Raw genomic sequence first — 24,180 nt, forward strand, 5'->3', positions numbered from 1 at the left:
ACCCGCTTGGCTTTGGGGGGCCCCCCCATCCGGGCCCCCCAACCCCCCCCGGGGCTTCGCGTGTCCACGGGGGGGGGGGGGGGTAGGGGTCCGCCGCGGAGCGGCGGGAGTGGGTGTTGCCGCAGGGGGGGGCGGTGGGGCCGCGTGCGGGGGGGGCGTGGGGTGTGGGTCAGGGGGATATCGCCTTGGCGATTTTTTCCGCGTCGCGGGAGAGTTCGCGGAGGGTGCCGCTTATGGGGTTCGTGAAGCCCGTGAAGTAGAGGCCCGGGGCGTGGTTCGGGGGGCGGCGGCCGTGGGCCGTGGGGAGACCGCGGGGGTCGAGGACGTCGAGGTCGGCTACCAGCCCTTCGAGGGCGCGACGGTAGCCCGTTGCCGCGATGACGGTGTCCGGGCCGATCCTGGTGCCGTCGGTGAGGATGACCTTGCCGTCCTCGAAGGACTCCAGCGCGGCGACCGGTTCGACCCGCCCCTTGCGTACGGCGTCGATCAGGCCGACGTCCTGCACCGGAATCGCACCCTGCTTCACCCGCGAGTACAGGCCCGTGTCGGGGCGCGGCAGCCCACGCGCGGTGAGGTCGGGGACGCTGAGCCTCGCGATCAGGCCCGCGAGCCGGTCGACCAGCGCGACCGGGAGCCTGCGGCACAGGATGCCGGAGAGCTGGGCGGGCCACCCCGCGGTGGAGCGGCGCACGATGTGCGGGGCGGTGCGTACCGCGAGGCGGACCCGGGCGGCGCCGCCCTCCACGAGGTCGACGGCTATCTCGGCGCCCGTGTTGCCGACGCCGACGACCAGGACGTCCTGGCCCGCGTAGGGGCGGGCGTTGCGGTAGTCGGCGGCGTGCAGGAGTTCGCCGGTGTAGGTGTCGCGGCCGGGCCAGTCCGGGAGGTGGGGCGTGTGGTTGTAGCCGGTGGCGACCACCACCGCGCTGCCCGTGAGCTCGCGCCCGCCGGTCGCGTGCAGCAGCCACCCGGTGCCGTCGTCGGTGCGCTCCAGGCCGGTCACCTCGACGCCGGTGACGACGTCGAGCTGGTGGTGCTCGGCGTACTTCTCCAGGTAGCGGATGACGTTGTCGCGTGACACCCAGCGGCCGAAGGACCGGGGGATGGTGAGTCCCGGCAGGGTGGAGAGGCGGCGGGTCGTGTGCAGGTGCAGGCGGTCGTAGTGGCCGCGCCAGGAGGCGCCGACGTGGTCGGACTTCTCCAGGACGACCGCGCGGACGCCGCGTGCGCGCAGGGCCGCCGCGGCGGCGAGCCCGCCCGGTCCGGCGCCGATGACGTACACGGGGCGGTCCTGTGTGAGCGTAAGCGGAGGGGTCGAGTCGGCCATGACTGGAGAGTAACCGCGCGATTACTTGATGGGGGACGGTCAAGTCCGAAACCGATTGCGAATCGATCACGGGGGGGTGGGGGGTGGTGAGGGGCGTGCCGTGTATGGCTCTTGCGTGTTCTGTGGGTCGTGCGATGAACTGACGTAGCGTCAGGTGCGCCTGACCGTCGGGGTCGTGGAAGGCCGGAAAGGCTGGTTCGGGTGGGGTGAGTGGGTGAGTGGGGGGTGAGTGAGTGGGCGTTCGGGGTGGGTGGTCGGGTGGGTGCGTGCGTTTCTCGGCGGCACCTGCCCTGGACTCACACCGGGCTTGCCCCTGCGGCCGCCGGGCTCGCGCCAGGACGTCGAAGTTGCCCCAAAACCAGCGGACTTGACCCTACGACGTGATCGGACTCCTTGATGAGCACGGAACCGCGCACCGAGCCGCGCTTCGACCTTCCCGAGACCGATGCCTTCACCCGGCCCTACTGGGACGCCGCGGCCGAGGGCCGGCTGCTGATCCGGCGTTGCGGGGCGTGCGGCGCGGCGCACCACTATCCGCGCGAGTTCTGTCCGCGCTGCTGGAGCGAGGACGTCTCCTGGGAGCGGGCGAGCGGCCGGGCCACGCTCTATACGTGGTCGGTCGTGCACCGCAACGACCTGCCGCCGTTCGGCAGCCGCGTCCCCTACATCGCCGCCGTCGTCGACCTCGCCGAAGGCCCGCGCATGATGACGGAGATCGTCGACTGCGAGGGCGGGGAGGGCGTGCTACGGATCGGGATGCCGGTGGAGGTGACCTTCCGGGCGGCGGCGGGAGGCATGGATGCGGTGGGCACCATGGGTGCGAGGGATGCGATGGGTGCCAAGGGTGCGGTGGGGGCGGCGGTCGCGGTGTTTCGGCCGGTGGGCGGGGCGTGACGGGGGAGCGGGAGTGAGTGCCGGGCTTATCGGGGGGGCGTGCCGGGCTTGAGCGGGGAGGAGCGTGCCGGGTTTGATCGGGGCTGGGCGTGCCGGGGTTGATCGGGGCTGAGCGCGCCGGGCTTGAGTGGGGAGGAGCGTGCCGGGCTTGAGTGGGGAGGAGGGGCGTGCCGGGTTTAATTCGGAGGCGGTCCCCCCAGGGGGCGCGAGAGCATGTTCCATGTCTTCAGAAGCGTCAGTTCCGACAGATTCCGCGGTGTCCTCCGTGCCCGCGGCGCCTCCCGAAGGGCCCGTCTCCGCCTGGGAGTTGACCGACAACCTCGAAGGATTCCTCGGCCGCGCCGAGGAGTTCCTGCACTCCGCACCCGCCCTGCACACCGTCCTGCTCAGCGTCACCGAGACCCTTCGCGTGCGAGGACTCAGGGCGTACGGGGAGGGGGCGCCCCTCTTCGGTACGTACGCCGATGGCGGCGGCGCCGTCCGGGGGGCCTTCCTGCGGACCCCTCCGCACCGCGTGGCCGTCAGCCCCGTCGTGCCCGAGGCCGCCGGTTCCCTCGCCCGGCAGCTCGCCGACGTCAGCCCCGACCTGCCCGGAGTCGCCGCCGACCGCGCCACCGCGGAGGCGTTCGCGCGGGCCTGGGAGGAGCACACCGGAGCCGGCGTCGCCCCCGGTATACGGCAGCGTCTGTACCGGCTCGGCACCCTCACCCCGCCCGAGCCCGTACCGGCGGGCCGCGCCCGCGTCGCCACCGGGGCGGACCGTGCTCTCCTCGTGCGCTGGCACGAGGAGTTCGGCGAGGCCGTCGGCGAGCGCTCCGCGATGGATGCCGGCGACTGGGCGGACTCCCGTATCGCCTACGGAGGCGTCACCCTCTGGGAGACCCCCGACGGCACCCCCGCCGCGATGGCCGGCGTCACCCGCCGTGTCGCGGGGCAGGTCCGCGTCGCCCCCGTCTACACCCCGGCCGGGCTCCGGGGCCGCGGCTACGGAGGTGCCGTCACCGTCGCGGTCACCCGTGCCGCCCTCGACGCGGGCGCGGCGGAGGTCCTGCTCTTCACGGACCTCGCCAACCCGACCAGCAACGGCCTCTACCAGCGCATCGGATACCGGCCCGTCGGGGACTTCGCGCAGTGGGACTTCACGCGCTGAGGACGTCGGTCGGGATCGGCTGGATGCCGCCTGTTCACGGGTGGGTGAAGCCAATAGCGTGTGCGACCTTCGCGCTCTGGGGGTCTCGTGAACGGTCTCCGTGCTGTTGTGGTCTGCCTTGTGATCGCGTGTGCCACGTTGGTGTCGCCGCCCGGAGCCGTGTCGGCAGCCGGTGCCGTGTCGCCGCCCGGTGCCGTGTCGGCAGCCGGTGCCGCGTCACCGCCCGGAGCCGTGACCTCGGCCGGTGCCGTGTCGCCACCCGGTGCCGTGTCCTCGGCCGGTGCCGTGACGTCGCCCGGAGCCGCGTCACCGCCCGGAGCCGTCACCTCGGCCGGAGCCGTATCGCCGCCCGGTGCCGTGTCACCGCCCGGTGCCGTGTCCTCGGCCGGTGCCGTGACGTCGCCCGGAGCCGCGTCACCGCCCGGAGCCGTCACCTCGGCCGGTGCCGTGTCGCCGCCCGGTGCCGTGACTTCGGCCGGTGCCGTGTCGCCGCCCGGTGCCGTGTCGGCAGCCGGTGCCTCGTCACCGCCCGGAGCCGTCACCTCGCCCGGAGCCGTATCGCCGCCCGGCGCCGCGTCACCGGCTCCGGCCCCGGCCCCAGCTCCGGCCCCGACCCCGGCCCCAGCCCCGACCCCAGCCCCGCCCCCAGCCCCAGCCCCACCCCCCTCCCCGGCGCCGAAGTGGGACGCGCTGCCCGTGCCGCCGGCGGCGGCCTCGCCGATGAACGTGGCCGATCTCGGTGCCCGTGGGCCGGGCGAGGCGTGGGCGACCGGGTACGAGCACGCCGCCGACGGGATGCGGCCGATGCTGTACCGGTGGGACGGCACGGCGTGGAGCCGGGACACGACCTTCCCCGGGGCCGGTGAGCCGGGCTGGCTCGGCGAGGTGCAGTTCGTCGGCGACGAGGTGTGGATCTTCCGCAGCAACCGGGAGGGAGCGGGCGAGATCCTGCGCCGGTCGGCGGGCAGGTGGAGCGTCGTCCCGCTGCCGCAGACCATGTGGAACTACCAGGACTTCGCCGCGGTACCGGGCGCCGCCTGGGTGGTCGGTGAGGACGACACCGGGCTGAAGGTGCTGCACTACGACGGGTCCCGCTGGACCACCCAGTCCACCCCGGACGACGTGCACTTCGTGATGGGGGTCGTCGCGCGGACCGCCACCGACGCCTGGGCGTGGGCGAGCACCAGCACCGGGACCGCCGTCCTGCGCTGGGACGGCACCGCGTGGCGGGACGCGAACGTGCCGCTCCCGTCGAACAGCAACGTGCACACGATCCTGCTCGAACCCTCCGGCCGGGCCACGATCAGCGGCACCCAGTACACCGACGGCGGCTCCCGCGCCTACCTGATGTCCTGGAACGGGCGCACCTGGCGCACCAGCCACCCGCCGCTGGGCGCCACCTACGCCGAAACCCTGGCGCGCGGCCCGGACGGCGCGCTGTGGCTGCCGGTGCGCAGCGACCGCGCGTTCCAGTCGAAGTACGCGCGGGTGGACGGCTCCCGCACCACCTTCTCGTACGGCCCGGAGCGCGCGAACGCGATCGACGTCAAACCGCGTGTGCTGGCGAGGGCCGGGTCCGCGCTGCTGTCCTTCGGGACGGTCGAGATCTACGGCTCGAAACCGAATCTGATGAGCGAGCGGCTGGGAGGCTGACCATGGCACGCAGACTTCTCGTCGCGGCCCTCGCCGTCGCCATGACCCTCGTGACCGTCATGGTCTCGGCCGCGGCGGAACCCCGATCCTGGCAGCACGTTCCGGTCCCGGCACAGGTGCGCCCGCAGGCCGGGCTGAACGAGGCCGTGGCGTTCGGTCCCGGCCGGGCGTGGGCGGTGGGCTCCGACGCCGTCGGCCGCGATGCGCCGGGCTTCCCGCTAATGATGCGCTGGGACGGAACCGCGTGGCAGCGCCAGAAGCTGCCCGGTGGCGACTGGCAGGGAGAGCTGCTGTCCGTCGCCGCGCCCTCACCTGCCTCGGCCTGGGCGGTCGGCCGCGACTCGGCGGGCGGCGCCCGTCTGCTCCGCTTCAACGGCAAGGTCTGGACCGAGAGCCGTCCGCCGTCCGGTGTCGCGCTGACCAAGGTCGTCGCCGGCGGCGGTGAGACCTGGCTGATCGGCTCGCGCGACGGCGCGCAGGTGCTGCTGCGCAGGGACGGGCGCACCTGGCAGGACATGCCGGTGCCGCCGGGAGCCGTGTACGGCCTGCACGTCAAGGCGGCCGACGACGTCTGGGCCGCGGGCGACACCCACGCGGGTGCGGCCGTGTCGCACTGGGACGGGCAGGCGTGGGAGCAGACGACCGTGTCCGGGTTCCCGCGGTCGGCCGTCGGCAGCGTGTACGCGGTCTCCGACACGGAGGTGTGGGCGGGCGGCACGGCCGGGTTCGTCGGCGGCCCGGTCGGCAAGCCGATCCCGCCGCTCCTGGTCCGCTTCGACGGGCAGGCGTGGAACCGGGTGACCGTCCCCACCGACTTCGGCGCGGTCAGCTCGCTGGCGCCCGGCCCGTCCGGCGAACTGGGCTGGGTCGCGGTGTCACGCTCGCAGAAGTACGGTCCGCCTGGCAGCTGGCCGCCGCTCGTCCCCGGGCCGGACTTCCTCGCCTGGAACGGGCAGTCGTTCACCGGGCACAGCGAACCGGCGGTGGCCGGAGAGGGAGAATCCTCGCGGCTGCATCTGGCACCGGTACCGGGCACGGAGACGGTGTGGTCGGTCGGCCGCGCCGACGGCCCCGAGAACACCTTCGCGCCGCGCATCCTGCGGTTCGGCTGAGACGCGACCATTGCCACGCCATTGCCACGGTCATCGCCATGGACCCTGCTGCAGCCGCAGTTACAGCCGCAGTTACAGCCGCAGTTACAGCCGCAGTTACGGTCACTGCTGCGGTCACTGCTGCGGCTGAGGCTGCGGCCGCGACCGCGGTCACGACCACAGCTACGGCCCCAGCCACGAGCACAGCTACGGCCAGAGCAGCTCCCTGCCCCACCCGCTGCCGCCCGCCCTCCGGTACCGCAGCCGCACGTGACGGCGGCGCGCGTCGCCCTGGAAGAACTCCGCCTCCACCGGCTCCAGTACGTACAGCGTCCACGTCGGGGAGTCCGCGTCCGGCTCCGCCCGCGCGCGCTCCCACGCGGCCACGGACGACCGCTCCAACTCCTCGTACGTACCGAGGACTTCGCTCTGCCTGCCCACCAACGCCGCGGCCAGTGCCCCGGTCGACCGGGCGTGCAGGTCGGCGAGGCTCTCGGCGTGCGGTGCCGTCGTGACCCGGCCTCTGACCCGGATCTGGCGGCCCTGCGCCGCCCAGTAGAAGTGCAGGGCGGCGTCCGGGCGGGCCGCGAGCTGGCGGCCCTTCGCGCTGCTCGCGTGCGTGGCGAAGTGCCAGCCCCGGGCATCCGCGTCGTGCAGCATCACCGTGCGTACGTCGGGCAGCCCCTCCTCGTCCACCGTCGCCAGGCCCATCGTGTGCGGCTCTGGCTGCCCGGCGGCCACCGCCTCCGCGAACCACGTGTGGAAGAGGGGCAGAGGGGTGGGTGGGGCGTGTGCCGGGTCGAAGGCCGGGAGGTCGGTGTCCCAGACCTTCTGGGAGCGGAGCAGGGCGCGGAAGGTCTCCTGGGGAGCGGGTTCTGCCGGTGCTGTCATGAGTCGATTGTGGCGCGCCGCCGCCCCGCTCCTTCCCGCCCTCCCCGCGTCACTCCGGGCCACCCCCGCCACTCTGGGCCGCCCCGCGTCACTCCGGGCCGCCCCGCGTCACTCCAGGCCCGCCCCCGCGCCGGTGTCCACGACGAGCTGCGCCATCAGTACGCCGTGCAGCAGCTCCCCGTCCACGAACACCCCCTCCTGCGGCGCCCCGCACCGCCAGCTCAGCGGATAGGTGTTGCCCTGTGCCGCCGGGACGCCGACGTACTGGTCCCGCGCGGCGGGCCCCAGGCACGTGGCCCCCGGCGGCCAGGCGAACTCCTTGCTCGTCCCCGGTGCGAGCAGGAAGTACGTCCAGCGGCCCCCGGACACCTCGCGGATCACGGGCCCGGGGTCGCCCTCCGTGAGCGTGGCGAGGTGGTGCAGAACCGCCTCGCCGCGTACGCCCCTCACACGGATGGCATCGAAGTGCACGCCAGTGAGCCGGAGCTGAAGGCCGGACGCGGGTACCCAGTCCGGGGTGAGTTCGTTCGTCATGCCTACGAGAGTCGGGGTGACTGCGTAGCGTTACCAGAGGCGCAGGAAACACATCGGCAAGGCGTGGAGAGGGTGGTGGCCGTTGTGGTGATGGGTGAGAAGACGGTGAGCGAGAGGCCGGACACGGTCGTCCCGTCCCCGGCACGGCGGCTGGTGGGGGGCCTGCTGAAAAACTTCCGTGAGCGGTCGGGGATGTCACGCAAGGACGTGGCCGGGCGGCTCCTCGTCTCGGAGTCCCTCGCGGGCGCGTACGAGCGTGCGGAACGCATCCCTACGTCGACCTACCTCGCCGACGCGGACACGGTGCTTGACGCGCGGGGCGCGCTGAAGTCCTGCATTCCGCTGATGGAGGAGGAGAAGTACCCGCCGACGTTTGTGGGTTGGGTGCGGCAGGAGAAGACGGCGGCGAGCATCAGCGCGTACGAGACCATGGTCTTCCCGGGCCTGTTGCAGACCGAGGACTACATCCGCGCGCTGTACGAGGAGCGGGTGCCGCAGCTGACCGAGGACCGGATCGAGAAGGACGTGGTGGGGCGTCTGGAGAGGCAGATGCTGCTGACCCGGACCCCGCCGCCGATGATCGGGTATGTCATCGAGGAGTCGGTGCTCAAGCGTCCTATCGGCGGCCGAGAGGTGCTTCGGATGCAGCTGCTGCATGTGCTGGAGTGTGTGCGCACAATGCACCATCTGAGGGTGCAGGTAATGCCGACGGAGACTCGCGAGCACGCCGGGCTGCACGGAACAACCAACCTGCTGAGCACTGCCGAAGGCCGCAACTTCGCCTACGACGACGGGCAGATCAGCGGTAGGTTGATCTCAAGGCCGCAGGAGGTCAACCAGCTCATCGACCGCTTCGGCGCACTGCGGGCCCAGGCGCTCACGCCCCGGGAGTCCGCGGAACTGATCGAGAGGATGGCGGGGCAGCTATGAACGCCGAGCTGGCGTGGTTCAAGAGCAGCTACAGCAGTAATGAAGGCGGCACGTGCGTCGAAGTCGCCTACACCTGGCGCAAGTCGAGCTACAGCGGTAACGAGGGCGGTGACTGCGTAGAGGTAGCCACCTGCCCCCACGCCATCCACATCCGCGACTCCAAGCTCCCCGAGTCCGCCCCCACCTTCACCGTCGCCCCCTCCGTGTGGACCGAGTTCCTGGCCCGGCTCACGCCTCCCGCGTAGGCAGTACCGAGAGCTGGGACAGGTTGACGTGGCGGGGGCGGCTCGCCGCGAAGGCGATGATCTCGGCGACGTCGGTTCCGCTGGGGAGTTCCCCTAGGGAGGCCACCGCCTCCTGGACGGCGGCGCTGGTCGCCGGGTCGCCGAGGTGGTCGCGCAGCTCGGTGTCGATGGTTCCCGGTTCGATCGTGGTGACCCGGACGTGGTGCGGGCTGAGCTCGGCGCGCAGGTTGCGGGAGAAGTGGCTGACGGCAGCCTTCGTCGCGGCGTATCCGGCGAAGCCGGGCAGGACCGTCTGTGCGGCCGCTGACGAGATGGTGATCAGGTCCGCGTGGCCACGGTCGGCGGCGGCCGCGATCAGGTCCGGCGTGAAGGCCGTCACGACGGCGAGGGCGCCGGTGACGTTCACCTCGATCATGCGCTGCCAGTTGCTTTCGGCGCCCCGGCCGAGCAGGTCGGGAAGGGCGAGGCCCGCGTTGTTGACCACGAGGTCGACGCGGCCGAGACGCTCCCGTACCCGGTCGGCGGCAGCCGTGAGCGAGGCGGGGTCGGCGACGTCGGCCGGTACGGCCAGGGCGCGGCCGCCCGCGGCTTCGATCTGCGCCACGTGGTCGGTCAGGCGCTCGGCCCGCCGCGCGAGGAGCGCGACGTGGGCGCCCTGCGCGGCGAGCAGGCGTGCGGTGGCCTCGCCGATTCCGCTGGAGGCGCCCGTCACCACAGCCACCCGGCCGGCGAGGGGGTGGGCGGAGGAGCGGGGCTGTGTTGCTGTCGTGGTCACTGTGATCTCCGAGAGAGTGCGATGCCGTGCGGTGTCCTACGTGGTGTCGACTCTGGCGGAGGAATCCGCCCCCACCCAGGGCTCTGCTCGACCCTGGGTCTGGCAGTACCAGGCTTGACCGACACTTGTGGGATGGATTTCCGCACCGAACTGGCCTCGTTCCTGAAGTCCCGGCGTGCCCGCGTGCGACCGGAGGACCTCGGCGTACGTCCGCTCGGCGGGCGGCGCCGCGTTCCGGGGCTGCGCAGGGAGGAGCTGGCCGAACTCGCCGGGGTCAGCGTCGACTACTACGTACGGCTAGAACAGGGCCGCTCCCTCAACGTCTCCGACCAGGTCCTGGACGCCGTCGCCCGTGCGCTACGGCTCGATGCCGCCGAGCGCGCGCACCTGGGGCACCTGACGCGGGCGCTGCGCGACGGCGACCAAAGCTCAGCCCAAAGCGCGCCCGCACCACAACCGGTGCGCATCGGCGTACGCATCCTCCTGGACGCCGTCGGTGACGTGCCCGCCCTGGTGCTGGGCCGCAGGCTCGACGTCCTGGCCTCCAACCGTGCGGCCCGTGCCCTGTTCGTCGACTTCGACGCCCTGCCCGCCGCGCAGCGCAACGCGGCCTGGCTCCACTTCCTCCACCCCGGTTCGCGGGACCTGTACCCCGACTGGGAGCAGGCCGCCCGGGACACGGTCGCGGCACTGCGCATGGATCTGGGGCGTTTCCCGTGCGACGACCGGTTGTGCACGCTGCTCGCCGAACTCTCCGTCCGCAGCGACGACTTCCGTCGGCTGTGGGCCGAGCATCATGTGGGCGCGCACGCCCATGGCGTGTGGCGGGTGCGCCACCCCGTGGCGGGCGAGCTGAACCTGAACCGTGAGACGCTGCGCCTGCCCGGCGAGCCCGACCAGGCTCTGGTCACCTTCGCGGCCGAGCCGGGAACGGCGTCCCAGAAAGCTCTGCGCGGCCTGACCGATCAGCTGGTGACGGCGGCCGGCTGACCGCCTACCGGCCGAGGATCACCGTCCCGGACGAGCAGGACCTCGGCTGACCGTCTACCGGCCGAGGATCACCGTCCCGGACGAGCAGAACCTCGGCTGACCGCCTACCGGCCGAGGATCACCGTCCCGGACGAGCAGAACCAGCCGCCCGTCCCGGACGCCACCGCCAGCTCGGGCACGCTGCCGTCCGCCCGGAACACCTGCCGCCCCTCACCCGCCTCGCCGCGTAGCTGGCGTACCGCCTCCACCAGGAGAAACAGGCCACGCATGCCGGGATGTTGGGCGGAGAGGCCGCCGCCGTCCGTGTTGGTCGGCAGCTCGCCGTCCCGCAGCAGGCGGCCCTTCTCCACGAACGCGCCGCCCTCGCCCTTGCCGCAGAAGCCGAGGTCCTCCAGGGTCACCAGCGTCATGTACGTGAAGGCGTCGTAGATCTCCGCGATGTCGATGTCCGAGGGGCGCACGCCCGCCCGCTCGAACGCGAGGCGGCCGCTGACCGCCGCCGGGGAGACCGTGAAGTCCTCCCACTCCGACATCGTCGTGTGCGAGACGTGCTCGCCCGCGCCGAGCACCCACACCGGCGCGGCCGCGCAGTCCCGTACGTACTCCTCCGCGGCGAGCAGGACCGCGCAGCCGCCGTCGGAACGTATGCAGCAGTGCAGCTTGGTGAACGGGTCCGCGATCATGGGGCCGGCCAGGACCTCGTCGACCGTGATCGGGTCGCGGAACATCGCATCCGGGTTGGTCGCCGCGTTGGCCCGTGCCTGGACGGCGACCGAGGCGAGCTGCTCCAGCGTCGTGCCGTACTCGTGCATGTGGCGGCGGGCGGCCATCGCGTACTTGGCGACCAGGGAATGTCCGTACGGAACCTCGAACTGCAACGGCCCCCGTGCGCCGAAGGAGAGGTTCGACGTGCGGCGCCCCGCCTTGATGTCGGCGCGGGCCGTGGAGCCGTAGACGAGGAGCACGGCGTTCGCGTGCCCTGCCGCTATCGCCTCCGCCGCGTGCGCCGCCATGACCTCCCAGGTGGCGCCGCCGACCGACGTCGAGTCCACCCAGCGGGGTGTGAGGCCGAGATACTCGGCGACCTCCACCGGCGCCAGCGTGCCGAGGCCCGCCGACGCGATGCCGTCGATGACGTCGCGGCCGAGTCCCGAGTCGGCGAGTGCGCGGCGGGCCGCCTGGGCGTGCAGGGCGTAGGGCGTGGCCTCGTCGACCCGGCCGCAGTCCGAGAGGGCCACGCCGACGACGGCGACCTTGCGGGGAGTGGTGGAACGGGTAGCGGTAGCCATGAATCTGACGGTACATCAGCTCCCGGCGCCCCGTTGAGTGTCGTCGCTCTGTGCATATCGCTGTCTCCGCCCTAGCATGACGGCCCGTCAGATTCGGGTCCGGATCGCCGTGCCCGGGGGAGGAGCCTGCCGATGGACGCCGCCTTCAGCGCGGAACAGGGCGAGATCCGCCGCACCCTTCGCGAACTGATCACCAAGCGGTGCGGTCCCGACGAGGTGAAAGCGGCGGTGCGGACACCGGCCGGCCACGACGCCGGCCTGTGGGCCGCCCTCGCCGAACAGCTCGGGCTGCCCGGCCTCGCACTCCCCGAGGTGTACGGCGGAGTCGGCTGCACGTCCGCCGAACTCGCCCTCGGCAGCGAGGAGCTGGGCCGCGCCCTCGCACCCACGCCACTCTTCGCCACCGCCGTCCTCGCCGCCCCGCTGATCCTCGCGCTCGGCACCGAGGAGCAGCGCACCGCGCTCCTGCCCCGCATCGCCGCCGGTGAGCTGACCGCCGCCCTCGCCGTGCCCGGCACCGGGCTCGCCACGGCGCTCGGCCTCATCGGAGACAATCACGGTGACTGGGCCGGCGGCGGCCGCGCGGGCGGCGTGCAGGCCAGGCTTGTCGATGGGACGTGGCGGCTGTACGGACAGGCCGAGCAGGTCATCGACGGGCACAGCGCCGGCCTGCTCGTGGTGGCCGCGCACGCGGGAGGCTTCGCCCGGTCCCGTACGCTCCTCTTCCTGGTGCGCGAAGGGGCGCCCGGCCTGGCCCGGACGCGGCAGACCGCGATGGACGAGACCCGTACCCAGGCCCGCATCGAACTGCGTGATGCGGAGGGCGAGTTGCTGGGCGCCGACGAGGCCGATGTGCCGGGCGCGCTCGGCGCCGTCGGGGACGTCGCGGCCACCGTCGTCGCCGCCGAGGCCGTCGGCGCCGCGGACCGCGTCATGGAACGTACCGTCGAATACGTACAGCAGCGCGAGCAGTTCGGGCGCGCGATCGGGTCCTTCCAGGCGGTCAAGCACCGCCTCGCCGACGTGTACGTACAGGTGCAGGCGGCCCGGTCCGCCGCCTACTACGCGGCGTGGGCGGCGGGTGCGGAGGCCGCCGGGTTCGGCGGGCAGGGCGCCGAGCGGGCCGGCGGGCTCGCGCTCGCGCAGGCGCTCGACGCGCTGCGGACCGCCGCGTCCGAAGCGGTGCAGCTGCACGGCGGCATCGGGTTCACCTGGGAGCACGAGGCGCACCTGTACTTCAAGCGGGCGGCCGGCGACGAACTGCTCTTCGGGCCGGTCCACAGGCTGCGGGCGCGGGCGGCGGAACGGGCCGGACTGTTCGAGGGGGCCGTCGCCGAGCCGCGGATCGTCGAGCCCGAAGGGCTCGGGGAGGCCGACGGACTCGGGGAGGCCGTCTGATGCCGGCCGGGCTGCGGCTGGTGCAGAAGGTGTCGTCCACCCGCGCCTTCGCGAAGGTCGCGCCGCACTTCATACCCGCCATGGACCGGGCCGTGCACCGCCTGACCCGGGGCAGGGTGCTGCTCAGCGCGCGGATGCTGCCCGGCGTCATCCTGACCGCGCGCGGCGCGAAGAGCGGGCTGCCGAGGCGTACGCCGCTGGCCTGCATGCCGGAGGGGGGCGGGGCGGAGGGCGGGTCGAAGGGTGGGGAGAGCTGGGTGCTGGTCGGGTCCAACTTCGGGCGCCCGGGGCATCCCGCGTGGACCGCCAATCTGCTGGCCCACCCCGAGGCCGAGGTGAACTGGCGGGGCGCTGACATTCCCGTGCGGGCGCGGCTGCTGGTGGGGGAGGAGCGGGCGGCGGTGTGGGAGGCGGCGCTGGAGTTCTGGCCGCCGTACGCCGCGTACCAGGCCCGTGTGGACCGGGAGATCAGACTGTTCCGTCTGGAGCGCAGGGAGGGGCAAGGGCGCTGAGGGCGCTGAGCGTGTGCCCGGACCACGACGGCGGATCACCGCAGTGATCCGCCGTCGGGCTGACAGGACTCGGGAGGGGGCGTGAGGTGAGGAAGCGTGCCCGCCGGGGCTACTTCGTCGGCTTCTTTCCGGTTACGCCCAAATGCACCAACATCGCCAGATTCGGCTTCAGTTCGGCCTGCTTCACGCCCCACGTCTGGAAGCCCCGCTGGTGGGAGGCGACCGCCGCGAGCATCGCGACCAGGGAGCCCGCCATGGCCGCCGGGCTGACGTCCTTGTCGACCTTGCCCTTGGACTGGAGCTCCTTGACGGTCTCCGTAAGGGAGTTGTTGACCGAATTGAGGATCTTCATCCGGATCTTGTAGAAGCGCTTGTCGCCCTCGGCGGCGCCCAGATCGACGACCCGGAGGATCGCGTCGTTCTTGCGCCAGAAGTCGAGGAAGCCGTCGACCAGATCCTGGGAGGTCTGCCAGCCGGCCTTGCCGACCCAGGAGCGCCCGTCGAGCACCTGGGTCAACTCGGCGCCCTCCGCCGCCATTTGCTCCGCGATCTCCAGGACGGCGCCCTCGACGTCCGGGAAGTACTGGTAGAAGGTCGCTGGTGAAGTCCCCGCCTTCCGGGCGACGTCGATGACTTTGACGTCCCGGTAGGGCGAGGAGCTGAGCATCTCGCTGAGGCAGTCGAGCAGCTTCTGACGCGTCGCCTGACCGCGCCGACCGGCCACGCGGCCGTCGACGGTACGTACCTGTCCTGTCATGCCGTCAGCTTACCGAGGGGTGATCGGAGCGCGATTCGGCCGAGTGCAAATGGGGTTGGGGCGCGTGAGAGCGGCGAAGGGCGCATCCCGCAGGAATTGGCCAAGTGTTCGAATCCTGGCGGTGCGGGGGGCCGGTCCTGCGGTTAGCTTGACAGGCATGGACTACGCGGACCGGGACACAGGGGGCAGCCACCGGGCCGGACAGGGCGGATACGCGGAGGGCGTGCCCTGCTGGGTCGACGCGATGCTTCCCGACGTCGAGGGCGGCAAGCGGTTCTACGGTGAGCTCTTCGGGTGGACTTTCGGCCAGGACGCCGGGCCGGGGTACGGGCAGCACGCCCAGGCGTACAGCGACGGCCTGCCCGTCGCCGCGCTCGCCCCCAAGGCCGACGGCCGCATGCCGACCGTATGGACGGTGTACCTCGCCACACCCGACGCGACCGCCCTGGCCGCGCGCGTCAGGGGCGCGGGCGGCTCGATGATCACCGAGCCGAGGCCGGTCGGGCCCTTCGGGACGATGGGGCTCGCCGCCGACCCCGAGGGCGCCGTCTTCGGGCTCTGGCAGGCCGGCACGCACCAGGGCTTCGGCAGGCAGCAGCGGCCCGGCTCGTACTGCTGGACCGAGGTGTACTCGCGCGACAAGGACCTGGTCGACCCGTTCTACGAGCGCGTCTTCGGATACGGCGGCTTCGACCTCCACCTCGACGGCGAGGACTTCCGCGCCTGGTCGCCCGTGGGCGCCGAGCCGGGCCCCGACACGGCGATCGGCGGCCGCAGCCTCGTCCAGGGCGCCACCGGGCCGGCCGCCCGCACGCGCATGCCCGCGGAGATGCCCGCGCACTTCCTCGTGTACTTCACCGTCGTGGACGCCGACGCGGCGGCCGCCGCGGTGATCCGGCTGGGCGGACGCGTACAGGAGCCGCCCCACGACACTCCGTACGGGCGGATCGCCGTGTTCACGGACAACCAAGGGGCTGCCTTCGCGGTCCTCCAGGAGATTTGTCCCTAGACACCCCGATCCCGCCCCGGGTTCGCCAGCACCGCCTCGGACAGGAAGAATCAGGGTGCGTGCCGCCGTAGCGGCTCGGTGGTGAGACGCTGCACGGGGCTGTCTTCTTCGGCGGCCGCGTACGGGGAGGTGGCAGGGCAAGTGGTGGATCAGCTGACGCAGCACGATCCGAGGCGGATCGGCCCGTTCGAGGTCCTCGGCAGGCTGGGCGCCGGTGGCATGGGTCTGGTGTATCTCGCGCGCTCCGCGTCGGGACGGCGCGTGGCGATCAAGACGGTGCGGACCGAGCTCGCCGAGGACCAGCTGTTCCGTGTGCGCTTCACGCGCGAGGTCGAGGCGGCCCGCGCCGTGTCCGGTTTCTATACGGCGGCCGTGGTGGACGCCGATCCGCGGGCCGCCGTGCCCTGGCTCGCCACCGCCTACGTACCGGCGCCCTCCCTCGAAGAAATAGTGAATGAACACGGGCCGCTGCCCACCCAGGCGGTGCGCTGGCTGGCGGCGGGCGTCGCCGAGGCCCTGGAGTCCATCCACGGCGCGGGCCTCGTCCACCGCGACCTGAAGCCGTCCAACGTCCTCGTCGTCGAGGACGGACCGCGCGTCATCGACTTCGGCATCGCGTCCGGCGTCTCCAACACGCGGCTCACCATGACGAACGTCGCCGTGGGCACACCCGCGTACATGTCACCCGAGCAGGCCAAGGACTCGCGCAGCGTGACCGGCGCGAGCGATGTCTTCTCCCTCGGCTCGACCCTCGTCTTCGCCGCCACCGGCCACGCCCCGTTCCACGGCGCCAACCCCGTCGAGACCGTCTTCATGCTGCTCAGGGAGGGCCCCGACCTCGAAGGGCTGCCGGCCGAACTGCGCCCCCTCATCGAGTCCTGCATGAAGATGGAGGCCGCGCTCCGGCCCAGTCCCGCCGACCTCCAGGCCCAGCTGGCCCCCCACCTCTTCGCCTCCGAGAGCGCCGACAACGACGACAGCGGCACGGCGTCCGCGTGGCTGCCCGAGCGCGCCGTCGCCCTCATCGAGGCCCGCCGCGGCGGCCGCCCGCCCGCCCGGGTCCCCGCGTCCGCCGGCCGCAGCGGTGGCCGGGGCGCCGCCGCGGCCGTCTCCGCCGCGCCCGTCACCGCGCCGCCGCCCCCGCAGCAGCCGCCGCCCGCGCCGTCCCGGCCGCCCTTCGCGGGCATGCCCGACGGAGGGCCCGTGCGGCTCGCCGGGGCGAAGGTGCCGATCGGTCCGGGCCCGCGGGTGGGCGGCGGCCGCTCGGCCGTCGTGCCCGGCGACTCAGGGCTCGCCGCCTCCTGGTCACGGTCCTCGGCCCACCGGGCCGCGGGCAACGGAGCCGACCCGGCGCCCGCCGGCGTCCCGGCCCCAGCCCCCGCACCGGATGCGGCCTCGACCTGGCGGCCGTGGCGTTTCCGCATGTCGAACGACGTGTGGGGCACCCCCGCCGTCGCCGGGAAGCTCGTCTACGTGACGTCCTTCGAGGTCCACGCACTGGACGTCGGCACGGGCCGCCGCAGCTTCAAGACGCGCGACGTCGCCTGGTCCATGGCGGTCGCCGACGGCCGCATCCACGCCTCCGACGGGCCGACGCTCTACGCCCTCGACGGCTCCGACGGCTCCGACCTGTGGCGGCTGCCGACCGACGCCTGGGTGTACTCCCTCCAGGCCGACCGGGGCACCGTCGTCACCGGCACGCGCGGCGGCGGCGTCCAGGCGTGGGAAGCCGCCAACGGAGAGAAGCTCTGGGAGATCACCGGGGCGCAGACCGACTTCGAGACGCCCGAGGCCGGGCCCCTCGTCGTCGACGGCACGGTGTACGTCTGGAAGGACGCCCGGCTGCGGGCCCTGGAGGCACGCACAGGCGAGGAACGCTGGTCGTACCCCATTGGCGACGCGGCCTCCTGCGGCGGCGTGCCGGTGCGGCTCGCCCAGGCGCAGGACGGATACGTGTACGTCGCCGCGGGCACCCGCGTCATCGCGATCGACGTGGCGGGCGGCCACGTCCGCTGGCACTTCGAGGCGCCCGCCGCCTTCCTCTGCCCGCCCGCCTTCGCGCCGGGACCCGCCGTCGCGGGCGGCGGCGTGTACCTCGCCGACTACCTCGGCACGGTGTACGCCCTCGACGCGACCGACGGCCGCGACCGCTGGCGCATCGCCACGGAGTCCCGCTCCTCGATCGAACCGGTCCTCGTCGCGGACGGCCACGTTCACGTGGGCAGCGGCAAGGGCCTCTACACACTGGACGCCGTCACGGGCACGCCCAAGTGGCGCTTCCAGGCGGGCGGCGAGGTCGTCGGCGCACCCGTCGTCGCCGACCGCCGCATCCACTTCGGCTCCACGGACCACCTCCTCTACACACTGAAGGCGGACGACGGCCGCCTCCGCTGGAAGCTGGCCACGGGCGGCGAGATCACGGGTGCGCCCGTGGTCAGGGACGGCGTGGTCTACGCCTGCAGCAAGGACCGCTGCGTGTACGCGCTGGACGCGGAACGGGGCACGGGCACGTCACCGAGGCCCTAGTAGGGCCTGTTCGGCGGGTCCTGCCAGGACGAGGGCGGGGGCGGGGGCTCCGCCGGGTAGCGGGGGTCGGCGTACGGGTCGTTGTGCGGGTCGGCGTATGGGTCGCCGTAGGGGGCGGGCTCCGTCGGAGGCGGGGCAGGCGCGGGAGCAGGGGCGGGCGCGGGAGCCGTGTCCGGAGGGGGAGCCATGCCCGGAGGGGGAGCCGTTTCCGGATGGGGAGCCGTGTCCGGATGGGGAGCCACGTCCGGAGGGGGAGTCGTGTCCGCTTCCGGTGCCGCCGCGCGGCGTCCGCGCGCCCGCACCCGCCCACGGCGCCGCCCCGCCATGAGCACCGCGCCGAGCAGCAGAGCCACGCCGCCCACGAAGCCGCCCAGCACGCCCTGACCCAGGCCGGAACCGTCACCGGCGACGGCCAGGCTGCCCTCCGCCTGCCCCTGCCGGACCATCCACAGCACCGTGAAGCCCAGCACGAGCACACCCGCGAGCCCCACGAGGAGCCGTGACCTCAGCACCAGACCGATCAGCGTCAGCAGTGCCGCGAAGGCGAACGGCAGGAAGAGGGAGCCGAAGAGCTCCGCCTTCGCGTCGGTGACCCCGGAACCGGAGAACAGTTCGTCGATGCGGAAGTCCCGGCCGTGACGGCCGTCGTACCAGGCTCGGAAGGGGCTCCATACGGCGGCCGTCGCTCCGGCGAGAGCGAGGATCGACCCGAGGACGTTGCGGACCATGCGGGGGCCTCCTCGTAGGCGTGCGACTCGCTGTGCGCATCCGTACGCGTCTCTCAAGATCGACGCTACGCCGGGCGCGGGCCTCTCGCCATATGACCGGATCGGCGCGTACGTCGCGTCATGCGTGCCCCGCTACCTCGTACGGAAGTCGCCGCCCCGCCGTGGCCGCTCCGCGAACAGCTTCGCCTGGCGGTCCGGCGGCAGGTTGCCCAGGGCGATCAGGTGCGGCGCGTGGGCCAGGGCCTGGGTGCGGGCCGCCTCCTTCGCCGACCAGACCGCCCGTACCGTGCCCTGCACCGCCTCGGTGGGGTACGAGGCGATGATCTCCGCGGCCCGGACGGCCGCCGCCGTGGCGCCGCCCGGAGGCGTCAGTTCGGAGACCAGGCCCGTCTCGTAAGCCCGCCGCGCGGAGACCCGTTCGGCCGTGCCCATCAGCGCCATCCGCGCGACCTCGCCGAACGGCATGCGCTGCGCCATGTGGATCGACTCGTACGCGCTGACCATGCCGTACGTGGTGTGCGGGTCGAAGAACGTGGCGTGCTCGTCCGCGACGACGAACTCGGCCTCGCCGATGAGGTAGAAGGCGCCGCCGCAGGCCATGCCGTTGACCGCGGCGATCACCGGTTTCCAGAGGTCGTTCGCCTTCGGGCCGATCGCGACGAGCGGATCGTCGATCGTGTACGGGGAGTTCGGCTGGGGCACGTCCGCGGTCCGGTCGATGCCGGTGCAGAACGCCTTCTCGCCCGAGCCGGTCACCACGACCGCCCGCACCGAGTCGTCGAACCTGAACCGCCGCCAGGTCGCGCCCAGTTCGGCGGCGGTCGCCACGTCGATCGCGTTGTGCCGCTCGGGGCGGTCCAGGGTCAGGACCGCCACGCCCGTGTCCTTGTCGACCGTCGTGCGCAGCGCGGCCGGGGCCGGCGGGGTCACGGGCGCTCCAGGAGCCAGCGCGGGACCACGGTCCCGCCGACGTCCGCGAAGACGACCTGCACCTTCGCGCCGATGCGCAGCCGCTCCGGGGCGACGGAGTTCAGGTCGGCGTCGGGCGCCGCGACGAGGTTGCCGACGAGGCGGATCCGCGGGGCGTCGGCGAGTTCGACGATGACCGCGTTGTACGGGGCCTGTTCGGCGTAGGCGGGCAGGAGGGGCGGGTGCGGGAAGACGTACGACCAGATGCGGCCCCTTCCGCTCATCTTCCGCCAGGTGCTGTCGAAGGACCGGCAGTGGGGGCAGCAGGGTCTGGGCGGGAACCTCAGCTCGTCGCAGGCGGCGCAGGCCTGTATGCGGAGTTCGCCTCGGGCGGCGTAGGTCCAGAAGGGGGCGCCGTCGTCGTCCTGCGTGGGCGTCAGGAGGGGGGTGGGTTTCGTCGTCGCGTCTGCCATGTCGGTGTCCTTTGCCGGGTGCGGGTTCGTCGTGGCTGGTCGCGCAGTTCCCCGCGCCCCTGGAAGGCCCCTGGCGGGGCCCCAGGGGCGGAAGGCGCCTACGGGGCCCTCAGGAGCAGCGCCGATGTCGGGACTCCTTCGCCCGCCGTCACCAGGCACGTCGACGCGTCCGGGACCTGGGCCGTGCTCGTGCCGCGGAGCTGCTTCACGCCCTCGTTGATGAGGTTGAAGCCGTGGACGTACGCCTCGCTGAGGCCGCCGCCGCCCGTGTTGATGGGGAGGCGGCCGCCGCTCTCCAGGGCGCCGCCCTCCGTGAACGCGCCGCCCTCGCCGCGGTCGCAGAATCCGTAGCCCTCCAGGGAGAGTGGGATGAGCGGCGTGAACGCGTCGTAGATCTGTGCCACGTCCACGTCCTGCGGGCCGAAGTCCGCCTGTTTCCAGAGGTGTCGGGCCGCCGTCCAGGCGGGTCCGGAGAGCGGGTCGTCGTTCCAGTAGTTGACCATGCCGTGGTGCTGGGACGGCAGGCCCTGGGCGACGGAGTGGACGTACACGGGCCGCTGCCGGCAGTCGCGTGCCCGCTCCGCGGACACGACCACGCACGCCAGCGCGCCGTCCGTCTCCAGGCAGTTGTCGAAGAGGCAGAGGGGCTCGCTGATCCAGCGCGAGGTCATATACATGTCGCGGGTCAGCGGGCGTTCGTACATCATCGCGGCCGGGTTCTGGTTGGCGCGGTTGCGGCAGGCGAGGGCGACGTTGAAGAGGTGGTCGCGGGTCGCGCCGTACTCGTGCATGTAGCGGCGCGCGAGCATCGCGATCTCGTCGGCGGGACGGAGGAGGCCGAAGGGGCGCGTCCACTGGGCGGGGGTGGGGAGTTGGACGAAGGTGTTCTTCCAGGGGCGCGGGCCGCTGCCGCGCTTGCGGGAGCGCCAGGCGATGCCGACACCCGCCTGTCCGGTGGCGATCGCGGAGGCGAGGTGGGCGACCGTGGCGCAGGAACCGCCCCCGCCGTAGCCGACCTTGCTGAAGAAGGTCACGTCACCGGCGCCGATGGCCTTGGCGACCTCGACCTCGTCGGTCTCCTCCATCGTGTACGAGGCGAAGGCGTCGACCTCGGACGGGTCGATGCCGGCGTCGTCGAGCGCGGCGACGATCGCCCGGCACGCCAACTCCTTCTCACTTTCCGGAAGTTGTCTGGCGAAGGGGGTCTGGCCGATCCCGACTATCGCAGTAGCGTCCTTGAGTGAAGCCATGGGCAACGGCACCTCCGCCTGTCGCGAGCGTGTCACGGCTGCTGACAGCGCGTCAGGCTACAGCTAATCTGACGGTTAGTCAGCTACTGGGTTCTCTGCGGGAGGGGCTTGTGATGCGCGGCGACCTGGAGTGGGGCAGCATCCCGGGGCTGGTCGGGGCGGCCGCCGAGCGGTACGGCTCGCGGGAGGCGGTCGTCGAGGGCCGCACCCGCGTCTCGTACGCGGAACTGGGCGCGCGGGTCGAGCACGCCGCGGCCGCCTGCATGGCCACCGGCGTCGAGCCCGGCGACCGCGTCGCCGTCTGGGCGCCCAACACCCTCGACTGGATCGTCTCCGCGCTCGGCGCCGTATCGGCAGGCGCGGTCCTCGTCCCCCTCAACACCCGCTTCAAGGGCGCCGAGGCGGCGCACGTCCTGGCACGCAGCCGCGCGAAACTCCTCTTCGTCACGGGCACGTTCCTCGGCACGTCGTACGTCGCCTCGCTGCGCCGGGCGGCGGCCGAGGGCCCCGGGAACGGCCCACTGCCCGGCCTGCCGCACCTCGACGAGGTGGTCGTGCTCGCGGACGACGCCCCGGAGAACTTCCGCACCTGGAAGGAGTTCCTGGCGGGCGGCGACCGGGTGCCCGCCGAGGCGGTCCGCACCCGGGCGGCGTCCGTCGAGGGCTCCGTGCCCTCGGACATCGTCTTCACCTCGGGCACGACGGGCCGACCCAAGGGCGCCGTCATCACCCACGCCCAGACCCTGCGCTGCTACGACGTGTGGAGCGACCTGGCGGGGCTGCGCGAGGGCGACCGCTACCTGATCGTGAATCCGTTCTTCCACACCTTCGGCTACAAGGCCGGGATCATCGCTTGCCTCATGCGGGGCGCGACGATGATCCCGCAGCCGGTCTTCAACGTGGACACGGTCCTCGCCAACGTCGCCGCCGAACGCATCTCCGTCCTGCCGGGCCCGCCCACCCTGCACCAGGCCATCCTCGACCACCCCGCCCGCGACCAGCACGACCTGTCCGCGCTGCGGCTCGTGGTGACCGGCGCCGCGGTGGTGCCGCTGCGGCTGGTGGAGAGGCTGCGGGCGGAGCTCCACATCGCCACCGTCCTTACGGCGTACGGGCTTTCGGAGGCGAGCGGCATCGTCACGATGTGCCGCCGCGGCGATCCGGCCGACGTCATCGCGGCGACGTCGGGCCGGGCCATCCCCGACACGGAGGTGCGGGTGGTGACCCCCTCCGGGGAGCCGCAGGGCCCCGGCCGCCCGGGTGAGGTCCTCGTCCGCGGCCACCACGTCATGCAGGGCTACTTCGAGGACCCGGCCGGCACGCGGCAGTGCCTGACGCCCGACGGCTGGCTGCGGACCGGTGACGTGGGCGTCCTCGACAAGGAGGGCAACCTCCGCATCACCGACCGCATCAAGGACATGTTCATCGTCGGCGGCTTCAACGCCTACCCCGCCGAGATAGAGCAGCTCCTCGGCGTGCACCCCGATGTGGCGGACGTGGCGGTGATCGGGGTGCCGGACGCGAGACTCGGCGAGGTCGGCAAGGCGTACGTGGTGCGGCGCCCGGGGGCCGTCGTGACGGCGGACGACCTGATCGCGTGGGCGCGGCGGGAGATGGCGAACTACAAGGTGCCGAGGGCCGTCGAGTTCGTGGCGGAACTGCCGCGGAACGCGAGCGGGAAGGTGGTCAAGGGGGAGCTGCGGGGGCGCACGGGGGAGTTGCGGGGCCGGGCGGGGGAGCTGCGGGGCCGGGCTACGCGTTAGCGGCGATCAGTGCGGCACGCTCGGCCGCGCCGCACTCCACGCAGAACTCGTTGCCCTCCAGGTCGGTGAGGGCGACGAAGCCGCGGCCGTTGGGCTTCCGGTGATCCTCGTACAGCTTGGCGCCGAGCGCGAGCAGCCGCTCGACCTCCTCGTCGCGGGTGCGGTCCTGCGGCTCCAGGTCGACGTGCAGCCGGTTCTTGAGGGTCTTGGTCTCCGGGACGGTCACGAACAGCAGCGTGATGCCGCCCGCCTCGACCAGGGCTTCCGGGTCTCCGGGGGAGTCCTCGTCGGAAAGCTTGCCACCGAGGACCTCGGCCCAGAACGTGCCCTGGCGGTAGGCGTCGTGGGAGTCGAACGTGAGGTGGCGCACGCGGGAAGTCATGGGCTGCACTATCGGCTCCGCGGGGCGTCGCTGTCCACGGGGTTTCGTGGCGCCGGGTGCGTGCGGGGGCGGAAGCTCAGTGTCCGGTCGGCGGCACGATGCACCCGGTCTCCATGAAGCGCCCGGTGGCCGTGGCACCGTGGCCCGACTTCCCTACGTACGCGGTGACGCACGCGTCGTCCCCTACGTAGAGCCCGATCATCGCCCCCTCGGGAGTGACCTCCTGCTCACCGTCGAACTCCGGGTACATCTCCCGCACGTCCACCTTGCCCGCGAGCGACTGCTCGTCGCCCCCCGTCTCCAGAGACGCGTACCCGAGCTTGTCGGTCAGGGCGGCGCGCACGCTCTCCGGGTCCCACTTCTTCTGCTGCCGGAGCCGTTCCAGGACGGGCTTCATGCGGTCGGCCTCGACCTGCGCGTCCATCCGCCCCGCCACGGACACCTCGCCAGGGCGACGGTAGGCGTTGTTCTCCCTGTTGTGCGGAGCGCCGTCGACGACTCCGGGCTCTACGTAAGGAGAGGCGCCGGGGGACTCCGACGGCTTCGGGGCGTGGGGCTCCGACGACTTGGGGGCGGCGGCGTCCGTGGTGCCGGGCCGCTCGTCGCCGCAGGCGGTGAGGGCGAGGGCGGCGCCGAGGAGGAGCGCACAGGCGCCGAGGCGTCTTCGGTGGGTTCGATACGTCGAGGTGACCATGCTCATGACT

General features: G+C 72.8%; 23 protein-coding genes and 1 pseudogene. 12 read left to right on the top strand and 12 right to left on the bottom strand.

The features are described 5' to 3' along the window. Positions 1-169: 169 nt before the first annotated feature. Positions 170-1,327, bottom strand: coding sequence for an NAD(P)/FAD-dependent oxidoreductase (locus AB0N81_RS03965; RefSeq protein WP_365355398.1), 1,158 nt, complete (start codon positions 1,325-1,327; stop codon positions 170-172). Positions 1,328-1,723: 396 nt separating this feature from the next. On the opposite strand from AB0N81_RS03965, the gene AB0N81_RS03970 reads away from it, so the two are divergent. From AB0N81_RS03970 to AB0N81_RS03985, 4 genes are all read left to right on the top strand, one after another. After that, positions 1,724-2,221 carry a Zn-ribbon domain-containing OB-fold protein gene (locus AB0N81_RS03970; protein ID WP_365355400.1) on the top strand — a complete coding sequence of 166 codons (498 nt, stop codon included), beginning with the start codon at positions 1,724-1,726 and terminating at the stop codon, positions 2,219-2,221. A 265-nt stretch (positions 2,222-2,486) separates the two neighbouring features. Next, positions 2,487-3,371, top strand: coding sequence for a GNAT family N-acetyltransferase (locus AB0N81_RS03975; protein WP_365355402.1), 885 nt, complete (start codon positions 2,487-2,489; stop codon positions 3,369-3,371). 720 nt (positions 3,372-4,091) lie between these two features. After that, positions 4,092-5,024 (top strand): hypothetical protein, encoded by a 933-nt coding sequence (locus tag AB0N81_RS03980; RefSeq protein WP_365355403.1) that lies wholly within the window; start codon positions 4,092-4,094, stop codon positions 5,022-5,024. 2 nt (positions 5,025-5,026) lie between these two features. Next, positions 5,027-6,136 (top strand): hypothetical protein, encoded by a 1,110-nt coding sequence (locus AB0N81_RS03985; protein ID WP_365355404.1) that lies wholly within the window; start codon positions 5,027-5,029, stop codon positions 6,134-6,136. 186 nt (positions 6,137-6,322) lie between these two features. Here the strand turns inward: AB0N81_RS03985 and AB0N81_RS03990 are convergent, their stop codons facing one another. Both AB0N81_RS03990 and AB0N81_RS03995 read right to left on the bottom strand, forming a co-directional pair. Beyond that, entirely contained in the window at positions 6,323-7,006 is a 684-nt protein-coding gene (locus AB0N81_RS03990; protein ID WP_365355406.1) for a pyridoxal 5'-phosphate synthase, read from the bottom strand. A 108-nt stretch (positions 7,007-7,114) separates the two neighbouring features. Continuing rightward, positions 7,115-7,540, bottom strand: coding sequence for a hypothetical protein (locus AB0N81_RS03995; RefSeq protein ID WP_365355408.1), 426 nt, complete (start codon positions 7,538-7,540; stop codon positions 7,115-7,117). A gap of 75 nt (positions 7,541-7,615) precedes the next feature. Here AB0N81_RS03995 and AB0N81_RS04000 point away from each other — a divergent pair, with 75 nt between their 5' ends. Both AB0N81_RS04000 and AB0N81_RS04005 read left to right on the top strand, forming a co-directional pair. Next, positions 7,616-8,470, top strand: a complete 855-nt coding sequence (locus AB0N81_RS04000; RefSeq protein WP_365355409.1) for a helix-turn-helix transcriptional regulator — start codon at positions 7,616-7,618, stop codon at positions 8,468-8,470. After that, complete coding sequence (locus AB0N81_RS04005) at positions 8,467-8,715, top strand: DUF397 domain-containing protein (protein WP_365355410.1); 249 nt, start codon at positions 8,467-8,469, stop codon at positions 8,713-8,715. The genes AB0N81_RS04000 and AB0N81_RS04005 overlap by 4 nt, the downstream gene beginning before the upstream one ends. Here AB0N81_RS04005 and AB0N81_RS04010 read toward each other — a convergent pair. After that, positions 8,699-9,490: an SDR family oxidoreductase gene (locus tag AB0N81_RS04010; RefSeq protein WP_365355412.1), complete on the bottom strand. Its 792-nt coding sequence runs from the start codon at positions 9,488-9,490 to the stop codon at positions 8,699-8,701. The genes AB0N81_RS04005 and AB0N81_RS04010 overlap by 17 nt on opposite strands. A gap of 132 nt (positions 9,491-9,622) precedes the next feature. Here AB0N81_RS04010 and AB0N81_RS04015 point away from each other — a divergent pair, with 132 nt between their 5' ends. After that, positions 9,623-10,480: a helix-turn-helix transcriptional regulator gene (locus tag AB0N81_RS04015; protein ID WP_365355414.1), complete on the top strand. Its 858-nt coding sequence runs from the start codon at positions 9,623-9,625 to the stop codon at positions 10,478-10,480. Positions 10,481-10,584: 104 nt separating this feature from the next. Here AB0N81_RS04015 and AB0N81_RS04020 read toward each other — a convergent pair whose 3' ends face one another. Next, positions 10,585-11,769: an acetyl-CoA acetyltransferase gene (locus AB0N81_RS04020; RefSeq protein ID WP_365355416.1), complete on the bottom strand. Its 1,185-nt coding sequence runs from the start codon at positions 11,767-11,769 to the stop codon at positions 10,585-10,587. A 132-nt stretch (positions 11,770-11,901) separates the two neighbouring features. On the opposite strand from AB0N81_RS04020, the gene AB0N81_RS04025 reads away from it, so the two are divergent. Together AB0N81_RS04025 and AB0N81_RS04030 are read left to right on the top strand one after the other, a co-directional pair. Next, a complete protein-coding gene (locus tag AB0N81_RS04025) occupies positions 11,902-13,167 on the top strand; it encodes an acyl-CoA dehydrogenase family protein (protein WP_365355418.1) in 1,266 nt (421 codons plus the stop codon). Beyond that, positions 13,167-13,679: a nitroreductase family deazaflavin-dependent oxidoreductase gene (locus tag AB0N81_RS04030; RefSeq protein WP_365355420.1), complete on the top strand. Its 513-nt coding sequence runs from the start codon at positions 13,167-13,169 to the stop codon at positions 13,677-13,679. The genes AB0N81_RS04025 and AB0N81_RS04030 overlap by 1 nt, the downstream gene beginning before the upstream one ends. 109 nt (positions 13,680-13,788) lie before the next feature. Here AB0N81_RS04030 and AB0N81_RS04035 read toward each other — a convergent pair whose 3' ends face one another. Continuing rightward, a complete protein-coding gene (locus AB0N81_RS04035) occupies positions 13,789-14,436 on the bottom strand; it encodes a TetR family transcriptional regulator (RefSeq protein WP_365355421.1) in 648 nt (215 codons plus the stop codon). Positions 14,437-14,593: 157 nt separating this feature from the next. Here AB0N81_RS04035 and AB0N81_RS04040 point away from each other — a divergent pair, with 157 nt between their 5' ends. Both AB0N81_RS04040 and AB0N81_RS04045 read left to right on the top strand, forming a co-directional pair. Beyond that, entirely contained in the window at positions 14,594-15,445 is an 852-nt protein-coding gene (locus AB0N81_RS04040) for a VOC family protein (protein WP_365355423.1), read from the top strand. 141 nt (positions 15,446-15,586) lie between these two features. Beyond that, entirely contained in the window at positions 15,587-17,971 is a 2,385-nt protein-coding gene (locus AB0N81_RS04045; RefSeq protein WP_365355425.1) for a serine/threonine-protein kinase, read from the top strand. Here the strand turns inward: AB0N81_RS04045 and AB0N81_RS04050 are convergent. From AB0N81_RS04050 to AB0N81_RS04065, 4 genes are all read right to left on the bottom strand, one after another. Further along, the gene (locus AB0N81_RS04050) at positions 17,968-18,699 is read right to left on the bottom strand and encodes a hypothetical protein (RefSeq protein ID WP_365355426.1); all 732 of its coding nucleotides are present in this window, start codon (positions 18,697-18,699) and stop codon (positions 17,968-17,970) included. The genes AB0N81_RS04045 and AB0N81_RS04050 overlap by 4 nt on opposite strands. Positions 18,700-18,831: 132 nt before the next feature. Beyond that, positions 18,832-19,629, bottom strand: a complete 798-nt coding sequence (locus AB0N81_RS04055; protein WP_365355428.1) for an enoyl-CoA hydratase/isomerase family protein — start codon at positions 19,627-19,629, stop codon at positions 18,832-18,834. Next, complete coding sequence (locus AB0N81_RS04060; protein WP_365355430.1) at positions 19,626-20,081, bottom strand: OB-fold domain-containing protein; 456 nt, start codon at positions 20,079-20,081, stop codon at positions 19,626-19,628. The genes AB0N81_RS04055 and AB0N81_RS04060 overlap by 4 nt, the downstream gene beginning before the upstream one ends. Positions 20,082-20,179: 98 nt before the next feature. Then, on the bottom strand, positions 20,180-21,331 hold the full coding sequence (locus tag AB0N81_RS04065) for a lipid-transfer protein (protein WP_365355432.1): 1,152 nt from the start codon (positions 21,329-21,331) through the stop codon (positions 20,180-20,182). Between the two features lie 113 nt (positions 21,332-21,444). Between AB0N81_RS04065 and AB0N81_RS04070 the strand changes: the two genes are divergently transcribed. Beyond that, positions 21,445-23,094 carry a FadD3 family acyl-CoA ligase gene (locus AB0N81_RS04070; protein ID WP_365355434.1) on the top strand — a complete coding sequence of 550 codons (1,650 nt, stop codon included), beginning with the start codon at positions 21,445-21,447 and terminating at the stop codon, positions 23,092-23,094. Positions 23,095-23,101: 7 nt separating this feature from the next. Here AB0N81_RS04070 and AB0N81_RS04075 read toward each other — a convergent pair. Beyond that, a pseudogene (locus AB0N81_RS04075) lies at positions 23,102-23,476 on the bottom strand (VOC family protein); the annotation flags it as partial. A gap of 76 nt (positions 23,477-23,552) precedes the next feature. Continuing rightward, on the bottom strand, positions 23,553-24,170 hold the full coding sequence (locus tag AB0N81_RS04080; RefSeq protein ID WP_365355436.1) for a hypothetical protein: 618 nt from the start codon (positions 24,168-24,170) through the stop codon (positions 23,553-23,555). Positions 24,171-24,180 lie beyond the last annotated feature (10 nt).

Source organism: Streptomyces sp. NPDC093510, from assembly GCF_040683555.1.
Classification (GTDB): Bacteria; Actinomycetota; Actinomycetes; order Streptomycetales; family Streptomycetaceae; genus Streptomyces.